Origin of the sequence: Citrobacter sp. RHB21-C05 (genome assembly GCF_013889015.1) — a bacterium.
Classification (GTDB): domain Bacteria; phylum Pseudomonadota; class Gammaproteobacteria; order Enterobacterales; family Enterobacteriaceae; genus Citrobacter_A; species Citrobacter_A sedlakii.
Genome location: NZ_CP057611.1, coordinates 1 through 17,968, shown reverse-complemented (window position 1 = coordinate 17,968; position 17,968 = coordinate 1). Strand labels below are relative to the sequence as shown.

The 17,968-nt window shown below is 54.9% G+C and carries 16 protein-coding genes and 1 other annotated feature; of the genes, 2 read left to right on the top strand and 14 right to left on the bottom strand.

Annotated elements, in window-relative coordinates; genetic code table 11:
- Positions 1-5 precede the first annotated feature (5 nt).
- From HVX72_RS00080 to ibpA, 3 genes are all read right to left on the bottom strand, one after another.
- Positions 6-1,667, bottom strand: coding sequence for a putative transporter (locus HVX72_RS00080; protein WP_181822293.1), 1,662 nt, complete (start codon positions 1,665-1,667; stop codon positions 6-8).
- Between the two features lie 186 nt (positions 1,668-1,853).
- Positions 1,854-2,282 (bottom strand): small heat shock chaperone IbpB, encoded by a 429-nt coding sequence (ibpB, locus tag HVX72_RS00075; RefSeq protein WP_042287214.1) that lies wholly within the window; start codon positions 2,280-2,282, stop codon positions 1,854-1,856.
- Between the two features lie 108 nt (positions 2,283-2,390).
- Positions 2,391-2,804: a small heat shock chaperone IbpA gene (gene ibpA, locus HVX72_RS00070; RefSeq protein WP_001532742.1), complete on the bottom strand. Its 414-nt coding sequence runs from the start codon at positions 2,802-2,804 to the stop codon at positions 2,391-2,393.
- Positions 2,798-2,870: a sequence feature (ROSE (Repression Of Heat Shock gene Expression) occurs in the 5'-region of heat shock genes and acts as an RNA thermometer to modulate expression.), on the bottom strand. (Overlaps the previous gene by 7 nt.)
- Positions 2,871-3,112: 242 nt before the next feature.
- On the opposite strand from ibpA, the gene HVX72_RS00065 reads away from it, so the two are divergent.
- The gene (locus HVX72_RS00065) at positions 3,113-3,445 is read left to right on the top strand and encodes a YceK/YidQ family lipoprotein (protein WP_042287219.1); all 333 of its coding nucleotides are present in this window, start codon (positions 3,113-3,115) and stop codon (positions 3,443-3,445) included.
- Here the strand turns inward: HVX72_RS00065 and HVX72_RS00060 are convergent, their stop codons facing one another.
- The gene (locus HVX72_RS00060) at positions 3,446-4,672 is read right to left on the bottom strand and encodes a DUF3748 domain-containing protein (RefSeq protein ID WP_181822292.1); all 1,227 of its coding nucleotides are present in this window, start codon (positions 4,670-4,672) and stop codon (positions 3,446-3,448) included. It lies immediately after the preceding gene.
- A 99-nt stretch (positions 4,673-4,771) separates the two neighbouring features.
- Between HVX72_RS00060 and cbrA the strand changes: the two genes are divergently transcribed.
- The gene (gene cbrA / locus HVX72_RS00055; protein WP_181822291.1) at positions 4,772-5,878 is read left to right on the top strand and encodes a colicin M resistance lipid reductase CbrA; all 1,107 of its coding nucleotides are present in this window, start codon (positions 4,772-4,774) and stop codon (positions 5,876-5,878) included.
- Here the strand turns inward: cbrA and HVX72_RS00050 are convergent.
- From HVX72_RS00050 to dnaA, 10 genes are all read right to left on the bottom strand, one after another.
- Positions 5,875-7,212 (bottom strand): MFS transporter, encoded by a 1,338-nt coding sequence (locus HVX72_RS00050; protein WP_181822290.1) that lies wholly within the window; start codon positions 7,210-7,212, stop codon positions 5,875-5,877. The genes cbrA and HVX72_RS00050 overlap by 4 nt on opposite strands.
- 76 nt (positions 7,213-7,288) lie before the next feature.
- Positions 7,289-8,437, bottom strand: a complete 1,149-nt coding sequence (dgoD, locus tag HVX72_RS00045; RefSeq protein WP_042287229.1) for a galactonate dehydratase — start codon at positions 8,435-8,437, stop codon at positions 7,289-7,291.
- Entirely contained in the window at positions 8,434-9,051 is a 618-nt protein-coding gene (locus HVX72_RS00040; protein WP_181822289.1) for a 2-dehydro-3-deoxy-6-phosphogalactonate aldolase, read from the bottom strand. Before HVX72_RS00040 ends, dgoD begins: the two co-directional genes overlap by 4 nt.
- The gene (locus tag HVX72_RS00035; protein WP_181822288.1) at positions 9,035-9,913 is read right to left on the bottom strand and encodes a 2-dehydro-3-deoxygalactonokinase; all 879 of its coding nucleotides are present in this window, start codon (positions 9,911-9,913) and stop codon (positions 9,035-9,037) included. Before HVX72_RS00035 ends, HVX72_RS00040 begins: the two co-directional genes overlap by 17 nt.
- Positions 9,910-10,599, bottom strand: coding sequence for a D-galactonate utilization transcriptional regulator DgoR (dgoR, locus tag HVX72_RS00030; protein ID WP_042287238.1), 690 nt, complete (start codon positions 10,597-10,599; stop codon positions 9,910-9,912). Before dgoR ends, HVX72_RS00035 begins: the two co-directional genes overlap by 4 nt.
- Positions 10,600-10,868: 269 nt before the next feature.
- Positions 10,869-11,681, bottom strand: a complete 813-nt coding sequence (yidA, locus tag HVX72_RS00025) for a sugar-phosphatase (RefSeq protein WP_181822287.1) — start codon at positions 11,679-11,681, stop codon at positions 10,869-10,871.
- Positions 11,682-11,792: 111 nt separating this feature from the next.
- Positions 11,793-14,207: a DNA topoisomerase (ATP-hydrolyzing) subunit B gene (gyrB, locus tag HVX72_RS00020; RefSeq protein WP_042287244.1), complete on the bottom strand. Its 2,415-nt coding sequence runs from the start codon at positions 14,205-14,207 to the stop codon at positions 11,793-11,795.
- Between the two features lie 28 nt (positions 14,208-14,235).
- Entirely contained in the window at positions 14,236-15,309 is a 1,074-nt protein-coding gene (recF, locus tag HVX72_RS00015) for a DNA replication/repair protein RecF (protein WP_060569963.1), read from the bottom strand.
- Between the two features lie 147 nt (positions 15,310-15,456).
- Positions 15,457-16,557, bottom strand: a complete 1,101-nt coding sequence (dnaN, locus tag HVX72_RS00010) for a DNA polymerase III subunit beta (protein WP_042287249.1) — start codon at positions 16,555-16,557, stop codon at positions 15,457-15,459.
- A 4-nt stretch (positions 16,558-16,561) separates the two neighbouring features.
- Positions 16,562-17,968, bottom strand: coding sequence for a chromosomal replication initiator protein DnaA (gene dnaA, locus HVX72_RS00005; RefSeq protein WP_060569962.1), 1,407 nt, complete (start codon positions 17,966-17,968; stop codon positions 16,562-16,564).

The window sequence follows — 17,968 nt, the reverse complement described above, 5'->3', positions numbered from 1 at the left end:
CAACGTTATCCTAACCCCCAAAAAATCACCGCCAGCAGTTGCGGCGTGATAATTCGCAGGAACATCACCAGCGGATACACCGTGGCATAAGAGAGCGCCGCCGCGCCGCTGGTGGCATGCAGGTTATTCGCAAACGCCAGCGCGGGCGGATCGGTCATTGAACCGGCCAGCATTCCGCACAGCGTCAGGTAGTTCATTTTGGCGAAAATTCGCGCCAGCAGACCAACGGTAATCAGCGGGATCGCGGTGATAAATATGCCGTAGCCAATCCAGCTTAAGCCTTCGCCCTGGGTCAGGGTATCGATAAAGTCACCGCCTGATTTCAGGCCGACAACCGCCAGGAAAAGCACAATACCCAGTTCCCGCAACGCCAGGTTGGCGCTCGGCGGCATAAACCAGTACAGCTTACCGACGCTGCCGATACGACCGAGGATCAACGCCATAATCAGCGGCCCACCCGCCAGCCCCAGTTTTAAGGCCACCGGGAAGCCAGGAATGAACAGCGGAATGGAGCCCAGCAATACCCCCAAACCGATACCAATAAATACCGGCAACATCTGTACCTGCTGCAGCTTCTGCTGGGCGTTTCCAACGACATTGGCCACGGCATCAATCGAGGCTGGACGGCCCACCAGATTGAGAATGTCGCCAAACTGCAAGCTGGCATCGCTACTGGCGACCAGCTCAACGCCTGCGCGGTTGAGTCGGGAGATCACCACATCGTAACGTTCCTTAAAATGCAGATCGCGGATGCGCTTGCCGAGCACTTTTTCGTTAGTCACCACCACCCGCTCAACGCGCAGATCGGTGCCCCGCGTTGAAAGCGAGGTATCCACTTCCTGACCGATAACCAGCTGGGCGTTATGCAGATCGCCGGGCTGCCCAACCAGGTGCAACAGATCGCCAATCTGAATGACGGTGGTCGGCGACGGCACCATTAGCGTCTCCTCACGCTTCAGACGCGAGCAGATAATTTTGTCACTGTTCAGGATGGGCACATCCTGGATCGCCATATTGTTGAGGTTAGGGTTTTCAACGCGGATATTGATGGTCTGTATCAGTGAATGACCATTAGTGAGCGTCGATTCATGCTGTCGCGCTTCCGCATCGACATTGACGCGGAAAATCAGCCGCATCAGCCACATGGTCAGCAAAATGCCGCAAATGCCAAACGGATAAGCCATCGCGTAGCTCATCCCCATCTGATCCACCACCTCCATGGGCGTACCCAGATCGCGCAGAATTTGCTGCCCTGCCCCCAGCGCCGGGGTATTGGTCACCGCGCCAGAAAATATCCCCAGCACCACCGGCAGCGGGATGGCGAAGATTTTATGCAGGATTGCGGTGACCAGGCCGCCCATGATGACTATCAGAATCGCAAACAGGTTGAGGCGTAAGCCTGAAACGCGCAGCGAGGCGAAGAAGCCTGGCCCCACCTGAATGCCAATGGTGTAGACAAAGAGGATCAGGCCAAACTCCTGGATGAAGTGCAGCATATCGCCGCTCAGCGTCACGCCTGCCTGGTCGACAAAGTGGCCGACGATAATCCCGCCGAACAGCACGCCCCCAATGCCGAAGCCGACACCCCGCACCTTGATATTGCCGATCCATAATCCGACAACTGCCACCAACGCCAGAACGCTGACCGTCAATGCTATATCACTCATTTTTATTCCCTGTGAATAACATTTGAATTTATAAGGATTATGACTGAATCGTTCAGGCATATATGCAGACTGGCGCACATTATGATGTTACAAAAAACCGGAAAGGCGCTTAAGACGGGCGTGTTGTACGCTTCACACAAAAAAGCCCCGTCATTTCTGGCGGGGCAATGGCAAGGAGCTATTTTATTAGCTGTTTAACGCGGGACGTTCGCTAATGGCGATACGTTGCGGAGCAAGGGTTTCCGGCACATTGCGGGTTAAATCGATATGCAGCAACCCGTTAACGAAAGTGGCGCCGGAGACTTCCATATTTTCAGCCAGGGTGAAGCTCAGGCTGAACGCCTGGCTGACCAGCCCCTGATGTAACCATTTGGTCTCTTTTTCAGGCTGTACGGGGGTGCCTTTTACCGTTAACCGTGTGCCTTCCAGTTGAATGTCCAGATCTTCCTGACGAAAACCGGCCAGCGCAAGGGTAATGCGGTAGTGGTTATCGTCGCTTTTTTCAATGTTATAGGGCGGGAAGCTCTGGCTTTCACCGGCATTTTGCAACGCGCTGGCCAGTTTGTCGAAACCGATCCATTGACGCAGCAGAGGGGATAAATCGTAGTTACGCATCGTTGTTTCTCCTTCTAAGAAGCGAGTTAAGCTTGCGAATCCGCAGATTCGCCTGTGCTCCCTGACGGCAAGCACTGTTTAACAGGCCGCGCAGCGCGGCCCGCGGAATTAGTTGATCTCGATACGGCGCGGTTTGTTCGCTTCCGGAATCACGCGCTCAAGCTCGATATACAGCAGTCCGTTTACCAGATTCGCGCCACGAACATGAATGTTCTCGGCTAACTGGAACTTGCGCTCAAAGTTGCGTTCCGCAATGCCCTGGTAAAGGTAAGTACGTTCTTTTTGCTCATCCGCATGGGCGCCTTTCACCACCAGCAGGTTATCCTGCGCGGTAATTTCCAGTTCGCTTTCTGCGAAACCGGCAACGGCAATCGCAATGCGGTAGTGGTTTTCGTCTACCAGCTCAACGTTATACGGAGGGTAGCCGCCATTGCTCTGGCTCTGGTTGTTCTCTAGCAGGTTAAACAGGCGGTCAAAACCAATTGCAGAACGGTACAGCGGGGATAAATCAAAGTTACGCATAATCAATAGCTCCTGAAATCAGCGAGAATATATGACCTTCCATCATGGACAGGTCTGGTAGTCAGAACACCCATCAGGCGTGTCCTTCATTCGTCTACAACATCAAAATGGGTCTGATTGCGAACTTTTCAAGCGCGTCCGGCGGACTTTTTTTTGCAGTTTGGTGTCTATTGCATAGACTGGGTGGGTAAGGCACGTAATGGTAAAGTGCGATAACCGCCACAGAGCGACATGATGAGGATGTTTTTCTGGCAAGGGACAGCTATAACTCATCATGCAAACACCCATAATCAATAGATGAATAAATCATGATAAGAAATGTGTTGTTAACGCTGATGATGTGCAGTGGGATGGTTATACTGAGCGGTTGCTCCAGCGTAATGTCACATACTGGCGGTAAAGAGGGAACTTACCCAGGCACGCGCGCCAGCGCCGCGATGATTGGCGACGATGAAACCAACTGGGGCACCAAATCGCTGGCGGTTCTGGATATGCCTTTTACCGCGGTAATGGACACGATTCTTTTGCCGTGGGATTTGTTCCGCAAAGACAGCTCGGTCAGGTCGCGCGTTGAAAAAAGCGAGGAGAGCACTCAGGCCACCAATGCCGTGATCCCGCCAGCCAGAATGCCCGTACAATAATTACAGACTGGTTTCTGTCACCCAAAGCTGCCGGAAACCGTCAACGTCTTCCATCCATGCCACCCACTTGCCATCCGGTGAGAACACGACGGCATCCGCAGACGGCGGATTCCCGTGTTGCTGGGTCAGAAACGTCGTCACCCCGTTTTGCGCATCGCAGCAGGCGATGCGGTTATCCAGCACAAATCCCAGCCATTTTCCCGACGGATGCCAGTTAAACGCAGACTGTATGCCCGTAGCATGGCGCGTCAACTGCCGCGGTTCACCACCCTGCGCCGGAATAAGCCAGAGCTGCACAATCCCTTTATCATCGCGCATCAAAAAGGCAATATCGCTTCCCTGTGGATTGCTACGTACCCAGTGGCGCGGCACGTTGACCAGCCCCGGGAAACGACGCGAGTGGGTGAACGTCAGGCGACGCTGATTCACGCCGCGCGGCGGCGCGGGCAAGGTTGACGCCGTACCTTCCAGCGGCGCGTCGCCGGGGGTTTTCCAGCCCGCCTCATCCTGAGGGAGATCGACCAGAAACAGTTCCGGCACCTTTTCGCCCGTCACGGAAAGCGTGTCGCCAATAAACGCCAACGCAGCGTTACCCACCCAGCCTTCTTCGTAGGCGCGGTTGATTTCATCGCTACCCGGCTGTGGCGAAGGCGTGGTCTGACTGACCAGTACACACCAGTGGCTGCCGCTGTACTCACGGGGATGCTCTGCGGAAACAGTAACCGGACCATACGGCGTCGCGACGCCAACGTTGCGTAAATCCAGCGCCAGGTCGCGCTCATGAAGCACATGATCGTTATAGGTAAAGCTGACAAATTTCCCGTTCGGGCTAAACACATGGACATGACTGCCGCCACGCAACGCGCCAGGCGTCCAGGGCGCGGTGATGTCCATCGCATCAAGAGTCGACACGCTTCCCGCTTCAGCGATGACTCCGCGACGGTGATGAAAATCGTACTGCCAGTGCGCATCCGGATGCTCCGGTCCGTGAATGAACACATATTTTTCAACCTGCGGATGAACGGTCACGACGCCAACGTGCGCCCCCCGATCGGCACGGTAAATCACCTCCCGCTCAGCGGTATGTATATTGACCCGCTCAATGGTATCTCCCGTAAACGACGCGCCGGACGGGCGAACATCAAAAACCAGCCAGCTGCTGTCCGGCGTCCAGGTATTGATATTGGTCAGCTGATGATGACGCGGCGTAAAGGTGACTTGCTTCATGAGTTAGCCCGTTGCAAAACGATTTTGCTCATCATACTTCACAAGGACTTCACTTTCAGGCTTTAGCGTAGCGTCATCTTTATTTTTGCGGACAGAAAGATGGAACATTTCGACGTTGCGATTATTGGCCTTGGCCCGGCGGGCGCAGCCCTGGCGCGTAAGTTAAGCGGTAAGATGCGGGTCATCGCGCTGGATAAAAAGCGTCAGTGCGGAAACGAAGGCTTTACTAAACCTTGCGGCGGCCTGCTGGCGCCAGATGCACAACGTTCATTTATTCGCGACGGAATGACGCTCCCTGTGGACGTGATCGCTAATCCGCAAATATTCAGCGTTAAGACGGTAGACGTTGACGCAGCCCTCACGCGTAACTACCCGCGCAGTTACATCAACATTAATCGCCATGCCTTTGATTTATGGATGAAGTCGCTGATCCCTGACGATGTGCAGGTTTACCATGACAGCCTGTGCCGTAAAGTCTGGCGGGAAGAGGGCAAATGGCACGTTATTTTTCGCGCCGACGGCTGGGAGCAGCAGATTAGCGCCCGCTATCTGGTCGGTGCCGATGGCGCAAACTCACTGGTACGCCGTGCTCTTTATCCACAACATCGGATTCGCAAATACGTCGCTATCCAGCAGTGGTTTGCGGAAAGCCATCCGGTGCCGTTTTATTCCTGTATTTTCGATAACGCCGCCACGGACTGTTATTCCTGGAGCATCAGTAAGGATGGCTATTTTATCTTTGGCGGGGCGTATCCGATGAAGGACGGACAAGCCCGATTTGAAGCATTAAAAGCCAGGATGGAGGCATTTCAGTTCCGCTTCGGCAAACCGGTAAAAAGCGAGAAATGCACGGTTCTGTTCCCGTCGCGCTGGGCGGACTTCGTCTGCGGTAAAGAGAATGCCTTTCTGATTGGCGAAGCGGCAGGATTTATCAGCGCCAGCTCGCTGGAAGGCATCAGCTATGCGCTGGACAGCGCGGAGATCCTTCACGGTATTTTCGGGCAGGAAACAGCGGACAAAAATAACGCTTACCAAAAAGCGACCCGCAAATTACGCCTTAAGCTGTATGGCAAAATCCTGAAGAGTCGGGTATTAACCTCGGCGATGACCCGTAGGTGGATCATGCAAAGCGGCATGGCGCATATTCCCGTAACGCAGGATGACCAGCCCACCGTTAACGCTGGCAGGCTGGTAAACACGCCTTAACCGACGCGTTTTACATCCCCCACCAGCAGGATATAAGAAAGGGCGCCCACCAGGGCAACGGCTGAAATATAGACCAGCGCCGGGCCAAAGCCGTAATCCTGCGCCAGGTAACCAATAACCAGCGGTACGGTGATCCCGCCGAGCCCACCGACAAAGTTAAACACGCCGCCGGTCAGGCCGATCAGTCGCATCGGGGCAAGCGATGAAACCAGCGACCAGGTGATAGAGGCAAACCCATTGCCAAAGAAGGCCAGCGCCATCAGAGTCATAATCCAGACCGGATCGTTGGTGTAGTTCGCCCCCATAATACAGGTTGAGATTAACAGGCCGCAGATAATCGGCGTTTTACGCGCCACGCCGAGGGAGAAGCCTTTTTTCACCAGTTTGTCTGCCAGCCATCCGGAAAGCAGGACACCGAAGAACGCGGCGAGGAAAGGCACCGTCGTCATAAAACCGGCTTTCAGGGCAGTGATGCCTTTTTCCTGCGTCAGGTAGTTCGGAAACCAGGTCAAAAAGAACCACAGCGTCGAGGTTACCGCAAACTGCCCCAGATAGACGCCCACCAGCTTGCGGTGAAACACCAATTTCCAGTCGGCTTTGCTCAGCGGCTGGCGCGCCTCTTTTTTCACCGGCGCGTCGCCGTCCACCAGGCCGCCGCCGTCACGAATATAGTCCAGTTCCGCTTTGCTGATACTTTTGGTCAGGCGCGGCGGCTGGTAGACCTTAAACCAGATCAGCGACCAGATAATGCCAATCCCGCCAGTGACGATAAACACCCAGTGCCAGCTCAGCAGCTCCTGGATCCAGATAAGTAGTGGAGTGAGGAATGCCAGGCCGACAAACTGCCCTGAGGTGTAAAAACCCACAGCGGAAGCGCGTTCATGCTCCGGGAACCAACTGGTCACCATCCGGTTGTTGGTAGGGAAAGCGGGCGCTTCGAAAATCCCGGTAATCGCACGCAGGCTAATCAGCGACAGCAACCCGGTCGCGAATCCCTGGAACAGGGTCGCCACCGACCAGCCGAGAATGGCAATAAAGTAAGTCAGGCGCGACCCCACGCGGTCAAGGAACCAGCCGCCGGGGATTTGGCACAGCGTATACAGCCAGGCAAACGCCGAGAAAACATAGCCCATTTCCGCTTTGCTGATGCCAAACTCCTCCTGGATATGCGCTGAAGCCACGGCAAGGTTGGCGCGGTCAACATAGCAAATCACCACGGTAATAAAGATCATAATCAGCGTCACATAACGACGACGCCCGGTTTTTGCAGCAGTAACTGGAATATCCATCGCAATCTGTCTCCAGATTTTGGGCATAGCGAAGCCGCTCACCATGCCCTGTAATTTACAGAGGGTGTGTTTAATTTTTTTAATTAAAAACGTAACCGGAATGCGCGAAGTATGGCGCGTATTACCACTCCGCTACGCTGCCGTCTTCATGACGCCATAAAGGATTACGCCAGTCCGGCGCATTTTTGCTCAGCTCGATGACCTTCGCTTCATCAATTTCTACGCCCAGACCCGGTTTCATTAATGGCCTGAAGAAACCGCCTTCCATGTTGAAGTCTTCTTTATTCTTCACAAAGTCGAGCAGCTCCGCGCCCTGGTTGTAGTGAATACCCATGCTTTGCTCCTGGAATACCGCGTTGCGGGAGACAAAATCCACATGCAGACAGGCCGCCAGTGCGATGGGTCCAAGCGGGCAGTGCGGCGCCAGGGCCACATCGTACGCTTCCGCCATCCCGGCAATCTTGTAGCATTCAGTGATGCCGCCCGCGTGGGAGAGATCGGGCTGTAATATCGCAATGCCGCCGGCTTCCAGCACGCGTTTGAACTCAAAGCGCGAGAACATACGTTCACCCGCCGCGATCGGAATGTGCGTCTGTTCTGCCAGTTTCGGATAGTATTCCGCCTGCTCGGCCAGTACCGGCTCCTCAATAAACAGCGGGCGATACGGCTCCAGCTCTTTAATTAGCACTTTTGCCATCGGCGCGCTGACGCGACCGTGGAAGTCCAGGCCAAACTCAATTTCGCTGCCAAAGGCTTCACGGATTTGCGCCACGGTATTGACGGCGCGGTCTATCGCCCGAGAATTGTCGATAACGCCCAGCTCTTCGCAGCCATTGAGTTTGAAGGTGTCAAAACCAATCCCACGCAGCTTATTGATGCCATCAATCACCTCTGCAGGACGGTCACCGCCGACCCAGCTGTAGGCTTTGATTTTATCCCGCACCAGACCGCCCATCAGTTGCCATACCGGCGCGTTCAGCACTTTCCCTTTGATATCCCATAACGCCTGGTCAATACCGGCGATGGCGCTCATCATGATCGGGCCGCCGCGGTAAAACCCGGCCCGGTACATGACCTGCCACAAATCGTTGATACGCGCTGGATCCTGACCAATCAGGTAATCGCCAAATTCATGGACTGCCGCTTCCACCGTGCGCGCGCGTCCTTCAATGACCGGTTCGCCCCAGCCAACTACGCCTTCATCGGTTTCGATTTTCAGGAACATCCACCGCGGAGGTAAACGGTACGTGGTGATTTTCGTTATCTTCATTTCACTGCCTCTCGATACGCTTTAACAAATGCTGCCGCCTGCTGCGCGGTTCGTTCCACTGACTGACCCGCACGATAGAGATCGCTGCCCAGCCCCGCCCCCACACAGCCTGCGTTTATCCACTGCGTCAGGTTTTCCGGCGTTACGCCGCCCACGGCAAAGACCGGCACGCTGGGAGGTAAGACCGCTTTCAGCGCTTTGATGTAATCCGGGCCAAAGGCCGACGACGGGAAAATTTTGAGAGACTGCGCGCCCGCATCGAGAGCGGTAAAGGCTTCTGTGGCCGTAGCGCATCCCGGGCAGACGGTCATGCCGTAACCCACCGCGCGGCGAATCACGTCTGGATTGATATTTGGCGTAACAATCAGCCTGCATCCCAACTGTGCGAGCTGGTCTACCTGTTCGGGTTTAAGTACCGTTCCGGCCCCGATCAGCGCCCTGTTACCAAACGCATCGACGACTGTCGGAATGCTTTTTTCCCATTGCGGAGAGTTAAGCGGAATTTCAACCGCATCGAAACCGGCGTCGATGACCGCGCCGACGTGTGCCAGCGCTTCGTCGGGCGTAATGCCGCGCAGAATTGCGATTAGCGGAAGGTCAGTTTGCCACTGCATGTGCGATGCTCCTTATGCCTGCCTGAAATGCCGTATCGCCGGCTACCGTCGCCACCTCGCGCCCGACAGCGTGAAATGCCTGCTGATAGCGCGCGGTCAGCGATGAGCCAGCAACAAGGGTGATGGCCTGCTCGCCTGGGATAAAATCGCCCATACTGGCGACTTCCGCGCCAATCAGCAGGCCGGATAAAAATTCGCTGACCTGCTCTCGCGGCAGGCTTCCCAGCACGTAGGAAGCGCGAACTTCAAAGAGTTTTGGCAGAACGTCAGGCGAGGTGAGACCGCGCTCCAGACCGGCGGCGAACGCCTCCGGAGACGGAACCTGATCAGGCAAACCAGCGCCCACCAGCGAATGACGCAGCAGCAGGTGATGCAGTTCTCCTGTCATCACAGTGCGAAAATCGTGGATTTGCTCAGCATCGGTCAGCACCCATTTGCAGTGGGTTCCGGGCATGACATAGACAGCGGAAGGGGAGAGCGTACGGGCGCCCAGCAGTTGGGTTTCTTCGCCACGCATCACGTTATGATTATCCTCGCGCGAAACGCTAAGCCCGGGAATAATCCAGATATTGTCGCCAACAGACGTTACATGCTCGCCAATGGCCGAGAAACTGGCGGGAACCGGTAAATAAGGGGCGATTTTCCAGCCCACGTTACTGCCGATCATTCCCGCCATCACTATCGGCGTAGCGCCGTCGCGCCAGGCATCGGTCACTTCTGCTAACACCGCCTCCGGGGATTTACCGTTCAGACGCGTTACGCCCGCTTCGGATTGCCTGCTCTCCAGGCACTGCTCGCCCTGATATAGCCAGGCGCGCAGATTGGTCGATCCCCAGTCAATTGCGATGTAGCGTGCTGTCATGTGATTTCCTTGAGCCTTCGTGTCGAGCTGGCGATCATGGTTAAGGCCGCCTGCTCTGCCGCATCGCTATCCTGATGCCGTATTGCATCGAATAGCGCCTTATGTTCCTGGAGCGTTTTTGGCATGTTGGCCTCATCGCCCATCCAGGTCCGTTCAAAAACTGCCCGCTGTAGCGAGCTAATCGCCACGCTAAGCTGCTGTAAAACCGGGTTATGTACCGACTGCAACACCGCCTCGTGGTAGCGAATATCCGCTTCATTGAAGGCATCCCGATCCTGGTTGTTGGCGATCATGTCATTGAGCGCCGACTCGATTTCCGCCAGATCGCTTGAGGTCGCGCGTTCCGCTGCCCAGCGTGCTATAGCCGGTTCGACCAGGTTACGCACTTCACTCATTGCGCTAATCAGGCGCGGGTCGTAGTCGTTTTCCAGTACCCATTGCAGGACGTCAGTATCAAGGTAATTCCACTGATTACGTGGCGTAACAAACGCCCCGCGATAACGCTTCATTTCAATAAGGCGTTTCGCCATCAGCGAACGGAACACTTCGCGGATGATGTTGCGTGAGGTTTCAAATTCCTCACACAGCTCCGCTTCTGCCGGAAGCGCTGAACCAGGTACGTACTTACCGCTAACAATCTGTTTGCCCAGCGTGATAACGATGCGATCGGTTTTATTGAGAGTCATGAAAAGTCCTTCTGCTCTGAATGTACCGCTCTACTTTACCGTTACCGCTGAAATTCGCCTCAATTTTGTAGTACTAACGTGACGTCATTCGTCATTGCCATGCGCGCAATGTAGTACAACACCATTGTGTTGTACTACAATTTAGATCACAAAAACGACAATCGGTAATAAAAATGTTATGAGAGAGAAACGAAAGACATAAAAAAACCCGCAATAAATGCGGGTGGGGTTGTTTGCCGAATAACGGCTCGCGTGTTAACGATCAGGCATTAATTCAGCACAAACTTTTCAATTGCGTATGCCACGCCGTCTTCCAGATTAGATTTGGTGACAAAGTTGGCGATCTCTTTCACCGACGGTATAGCGTTGTCCATCGCCACGCCCATACCAGCGTATTCAATCATGGCGATATCATTTTCCTGATCGCCAATCGCCATAATCTCTTCCGGCTTGATCTCCAGCGCATCGGCCAGCGACTTCACGCCGGTGCCTTTATTGACGCGTTTATCCAGGATTTCGAGGAAGTACGGCGCACTTTTCAGTACCGTGTACTTCTCTTTCACCTCTGCCGGAATGCGGGAAATGGCTTTATCGAGGATCGCGGGCTCGTCAATCATCATCACTTTCAGGAACTGGGTTGCCGGGTCCATTTTTTCCGCTTCACAGAACACCAGCGGAATGGTCGCAACGTAGGACTCATGCACGGTGTAATAACTTATGTCACGGTTGGCGGTATATAACGTGTTGCGATCCAGGGCGTGAAAGTGTGAACCCACTTCGCGGGAGAGTTTTTCCAGGTAACGGTAATCGTCGTAGCTTAGCGCTGTTTGCGCAACGGTACTGCCATCGCCTGCTTTCTGCACCAGCGCGCCATTATACGTGATGCAGTAGTCGCCAGGCTGTTCCATATGGAGTTCTTTCAGGTAGCTGTGCACACCAGCATAGGGACGACCGGTGGTTAACACTACGTTGACCCCCTTTTCCCGGGCAGCGGCAATCGCGTTTTTTACCGCAGGCGAAATGGTGTGATCGGGCAGCAGAAGGGTGCCATCCATATCGATAGCAATGAGTTTGATAGACATGAATTCCCCGCATTAAATGAGTCCTGACTCATGCTAACGCGATTCCGCTCAAAAAACAGCTATCAAAAGGAGGATTGAAAGGGGAAACGGATTTCCCCTTTTGTGGTCCGATTAAATATCGATGTTCGCCGCTTTCAGGGCGTTTTCTTCGATAAAGGCGCGACGCGGTTCGACGGCATCGCCCATCAGCGTGGTAAACAGCTGGTCGGCGGCAATCGCATCTTTCACGGTAACGCGCAGCATACGACGGCTTTCCGGGTCCATGGTAGTTTCCCACAGCTGTTCCGGGTTCATCTCGCCCAGACCTTTATAACGCTGAATAGCGAGGCCACGACGAGACTCTTTCACCAACCAGTCCAGCGCCTGCTCGAAGCTGGCGACCGGCTGACGACGTTCGCCACGTTCGATAAATGCGTCGTCTTCGATCAGGCCACGCAGTTTCTCGCCAAGCGTGCAGATGCGACGGTATTCCGCACCGGTCACAAACTCGTGATCCAGCGGATAGTCGGTATCCACGCCGTGAGTACGTACCCGGACGATCGGCTCGTAGAGGTTCTGTTCCGCATTGTGCTGAATGTCGAACTTCCACATGCTGCCGTGCTGCTCTTTCTCGTTCAGCTCGGTGATCAGCGCGTTCACCCAACGAGTCACTTTCTGCTCGTCAGAAAGATCGGCTTCCACCAGCGTCGGCTGATAAACCAGCTCTTTCAGCAGTGCTTTCGGGAAACGACGCTCCATACGACCAATCATTTTTTGCGTCGCATTGTACTCAGACACCAGTTTTTCTAACGCTTCACCGGACAGCGCCGGCGCGCTGGCGTTGGCATGCAGCGTCGCACCGTCCAGCGCGATGGAGATCTGGTACTGATCCATCGCCTCATCGTCTTTAATGTACTGTTCCTGCTTGCCTTTCTTCACTTTGTACAGCGGCGGCTGAGCAATGTAGACGTGCCCGCGCTCGACGATTTCCGGCATCTGACGGTAGAAGAAGGTCAACAGCAGCGTACGGATGTGCGAGCCGTCGACGTCCGCATCGGTCATGATGATGATGCTGTGATAGCGCAGTTTGTCCGGGTTGTACTCGTCGCGACCAATGCCGCAGCCCAGCGCGGTGATAAGCGTGGCCACTTCCTGAGAAGAGAGCATCTTGTCGAAGCGCGCTTTCTCGACGTTAAGGATTTTCCCCTTCAGCGGCAGAATCGCCTGGTTCTTGCGGTTACGCCCCTGCTTCGCAGAGCCGCCCGCGGAGTCCCCTTCCACGAGGTACAGTTCGGACAGCGCCGGGTCGCGTTCCTGACAGTCCGCCAGCTTGCCCGGCAGACCGGCTAAGTCCAGCGCGCCTTTACGGCGAGTCATTTCACGGGCGCGGCGCGCCGCTTCACGGGCGCGCGCCGCGTCGATAATCTTACCGACAACGATTTTCGCGTCAGACGGATTTTCCAGCAGGTATTCGCTCAGCAGTTCGTTCATCTGCTGTTCCACCGCCGATTTCACCTCAGACGACACCAGCTTGTCTTTGGTCTGGGAGGAGAACTTCGGATCCGGCACCTTCACGGACACCACGGCAATCAGGCCTTCACGGGCGTCGTCGCCGGTGGCGCTGACTTTGGCTTTTTTGCTGTAACCTTCTTTGTCCATGTAGGCGTTCAGGGTACGGGTCATCGCCGCCCGGAAGCCCGCAAGGTGTGTACCGCCGTCACGCTGTGGAATGTTATTGGTAAAGCAGTAAATGTTTTCCTGGAAACCGTCGTTCCACTGCAATGCCACTTCCACGCCGATACCGTCTTTTTCTGTAGAAAAATAGAAGATATTCGGGTGAATCGGCGTTTTGTTTTTGTTCAGATACTCAACGAACGCCTTGATGCCGCCTTCATAGTGGAAGTGGTCTTCTTTACCGTCGCGCTTGTCTTTCAAGCGAATAGAGACGCCAGAGTTGAGGAAGGACAGCTCACGCAGACGTTTCGCCAGGATCTCGTATTCGAACTCAGTGACGTTGGTGAAGGTTTCCAGGCTTGGCCAGAAACGGACCATCGTACCGGTTTTATCGGTATCGCCGGTCACCGCCAGCGGAGCCTGCGGTACGCCGTGCTCATAAATCTGACGGTGGATTTTGTTATCGCGCTGGATAACCAGTTCCAGTTTCTGGGACAGGGCGTTTACCACGGAAACACCAACGCCGTGCAGACCGCCGGACACTTTATAGGAGTTATCATCGAATTTACCGCCTGCGTGCAGGACGGTCATGATCACTTCCGCCGCCGAGACGCCCTCTTCCGGATGGATACCGGTCGGGATGCCACGCCCGTCATCCTGTACGGAAACGGAGTTGTCAGCATGGATCGTGACGATAATGTCTTTACAGTGACCCGCGAGCGCTTCGTCGATAGCGTTATCTACCACCTCAAATACCATGTGGTGCAGACCGGTGCCGTCATCCGTGTCGCCGATATACATACCCGGGCGCTTACGCACCGCATCGAGTCCTTTCAGGACTTTGATACTGGAGGAGTCATAAGAATTCGACATCAACGTTTCTCGCTCATTTAATCTTGGGTTAATCCGTTATTTTACCCTTTTCCACGGTAAACATCTTCGAATTTTCATCCGACATGTCCAGAACGTGTTCAGCGCTGATTGCGCTGACGAAGACCTGCGATTGCGTCGCTTTTAAGCGGCTGGCCAGCAGCCCGCGACGCGCATCATCAAGTTCAGAGGCAAAATCATCTATCAGGTACAAACACCGCCGCCCGCTCTCGCGGGTGAGGTATTCGCCTTGCGCCAGACGTAAGGCGCACATTAGCAGCTTAAGCTGCCCACGCGACAAGGTATCTTCCACCGGCGCGCCATCGGCGCGAATGCGAAAATCCGCTTTGTGCGGACCGTGCGCGGTGTAAGTCAACATGCGGTCGCGTTCGAAACCGCGCTCCAGCACCTCGGCATACTCCGTCTCTTTCTCCCAGCCGCGCTGGAAAGAGAACGAGAGCGTGAATTCAGGAAGGAACTGCTGGCAGGTGTCCGCCATATCCTGCGCGATACCGGCGCTGTACGCAGCGCGCCAGGTGCTGATTTGTTCCGCCAGCGGAATGAGTTCTTTATCCCACGGACGCAGTTGTTCGTAACGACTCACCTGGCGCAGCGCGGCGTTACGCTGTTTCAGCAGCCGCTTCAGGTTGCTCCAGGCGGTAAAGAATCCGGTTTCGTTGTGAAAGCATCCCCAATCGAGGAACGCTCTTCTGTATTTGGGGCCGCCATTGAGCAAAGTAAACCCCTCGGGGGTAATCAGTTGCATTGGCATCAGGTGCGCCAGCTCCGCGACCTTGTGACCGTCGGTGCCATCGATGCGCACTTTGCTGTCGCCCTGTTTGTCTTTGGTCAGGCCGATGGCGGTTTCCCGCTCTGCGCCCTGCAAACGTCCATGCAGAACAAACGCGTCCTGTTCATGGCGAATCACGCGGCCTGGCTGCAAACTGCGAAACGCCCGGCCATGGCCGAGCGTATAGATGGCTTCGAGCACGCTGGTTTTGCCGCTGCCGTTGGCGCCAACCAGGAAGTTAAAGCCGGGGGATAAAGCGAGATCCGCGCTTTCGATATTGCGGAAGTCTTTGATTAAAAGGCGCGTCAGTGACATATCAGGGTTTCTTCGGGCCAGGGCGTAATCGGCGCAGCCAGTTTCAACGCGGACTGCGCACAAACCCTGAAGCGTACACGAAGTACGTGACAGGGGCGAGCACAGCCCAGGTTGATAATGGCAAGCAAGATAGCCCGATATTTTTCACTAAAGTCTCATAGGCATGACGACGTATGCCGCGCTTTGTGATGCGGCATCTTCAATCTGTACGCTGGAGACGGAGTCGGTCAGCATAATGCGCACGGTTTCACACTTCAGCGCATTCAGCACATCCAGCACGTAGCTGACGTTAAAGCCGATCTCCATTTCCGTTCCCGGATAAGTCACATCCAGAATTTCTTCTGCTTCTTCCTGTTCCGGGTTATTGGCGGTAATTTTGAGCTGGTTTTCACTCACGTACAGGCGCACGCCGCGGAACTTTTCGTTCGAGAGGATCGCCGCACGGGCAAACGCCTGCTTAAGAATATCGCAGCCGGCTTCCAGATGTTTATCCGGATTTTTCGGCAACACGCGACGGTAGTCAGGGAAGCGGCCATCCACCAGCTTGGACGTAAAGATAAAGTCGCCCACATGAGCGCGGATGTTGTTGCTGCCGATCTGCACATGCAGCGGGTTTTCGCCGCCGTCGAGCATACGCATCAGTTCAATCACGCCTTTACGCGGCACGATCACTGAATGACTCGGCAGCGACTGGCCGATCGGCATGGAGCAGACCGCCAGACGGTGACCATCGGTCGCCACCGTACGCAGCTCTTCACCTTCCGTTTCGAACAGCATACCGTTTAAATAGTAACGCACATCCTGATGCGCCATGGAGAATTGCGTGGCCTCAATCAGACGTTTCATCGTCGCCTGCGGCAACGTGAATTCGACCTCGCTTTGCCAGTCGTCCAGATTCGGGAAGTCGGCGGCAGGCAGGGTGGAAAGCGAAAATCGGCTGCGACCAGAGCGCACCAGCATGCGATCGCCTTCCAGTTGAACGGCGATTTCAGCGCCTTCCGGCAGGCCACGGCAAATATCAAAGAATTTGCGTGCCGGGACTGTGGTCGCGCCAGGCTCATGCGGCTGAATCAACGCAACGCGCGCCACCATTTCCATTTCAAGATCGGTACCGGTCAGCGAAAGCGTACCGTCAGCCACCTGCAGCAACAGGTTACCGAGAATCGGCAGCGTAGGACGACCACCCAGCGGGCCGCTGACCTGCTGAAGCGGTTTTAATAAATGTTCACGTTCAACGGTAAATTTCATAGCGTCACGAAGATAATGTTCTGATTAAATTGGAGAAATCTTCTTTAATATCATGGCTTTCTTCACGCAACTGCTCAATCTTGCGGCAGGCGTGGAGTACGGTGGTGTGGTCACGCCCGCCAAACGCGTCGCCAATTTCCGGCAGACTGTGGTTGGTAAGCTCTTTGGCCAGCGCCATCGCCATCTGACGCGGACGCGCTACCGAGCGAGAACGACGCTTGGACAGCAGATCCGCAATCTTGATTTTGTAATACTCCGCCACTGTCTTCTGAATATTGTCGATAGTGACCAGTTTTTCCTGCAACGCCAGCAGATCGCGCAGCGCTTCGCGAACGAAGTCGATGGTGATCGCCCGACCGGTAAAGTTGGCGTTAGCAATCACGCGGTTCAGCGCCCCTTCCAGCTCACGCACGTTAGAGCGCAGTCGCTTGGCGATAAAGAACGCCACTTCGCCAGGCAGACGAATGTCGTTTTCATCAGCCTTTTTCATCAGGATCGCCACGCGGGTTTCCAGTTCAGGTGGTTCGATCGCCACCGTCAACCCCCAACCAAAGCGGGATTTCAAACGATCCTCGACGCCGTTGATCTCTTTAGGATAACGATCCGACGTCAAAATGATCTGCTGATTACCTTCGAGCAAGGCGTTAAAGGTGTGGAAAAATTCTTCCTGGGATCGTTCTTTATTGGCAAAGAACTGAATGTCATCGATCAGCAGCGCGTCAACGGAACGGTAGTAGCGTTTGAACTCTTCGATCGCGTTGTTTTGCAGGGCCTTCACCATGTCCTGCACAAAGCGTTCGGAGTGCATATACACGACTTTCGCGTTGGGCTTGCGCGCCATAATACCGTTTCCTACCGCGTGCAACAGGTGGGTTTTCCCCAGACCGGTGCCGCCATACAGAAATAACGGGTTATAGGCGCCGCCAGGGTTGTCCGCCACCTGACGCGCCGCCGCGCGCGCCAGCTGGTTAGATTTACCTTCGACGAAGTTATCAAACGTGTGTTTCACGTTAACGTTAGAACGGTAGGTAGGCTCAGCGGGCGCCGGTACGTTGTCCCAGCCGGGACGCGCCGCCGCGGGTTCCTGACGTTGTGGTTGTACCTGAGCCACCTGAGCGGGCGCGGCAACATTGTTATTGACCGGCGTCTTCAGCGTCTGGGTGACCGGCTTCGTGCCGACCTCAAAGCGTAGCTGCGGGGCGTCAGCGCCGCAAAAATTATTCAGCAGCCCATTGATATTATTGAGATACTTGTCTCTTACCCAATCGAGCACAAAACGGTTTGGCGCATACAAAGCCAGCGTGTTATCGCTCAGTTCCGCCTGCAACGGGCGTATCCACATACTGAATTCTGTGGCTGGTAACTCATCCTGCAATCGGGCAAGACACTGCTGCCAAAGCGAAAGTGACAC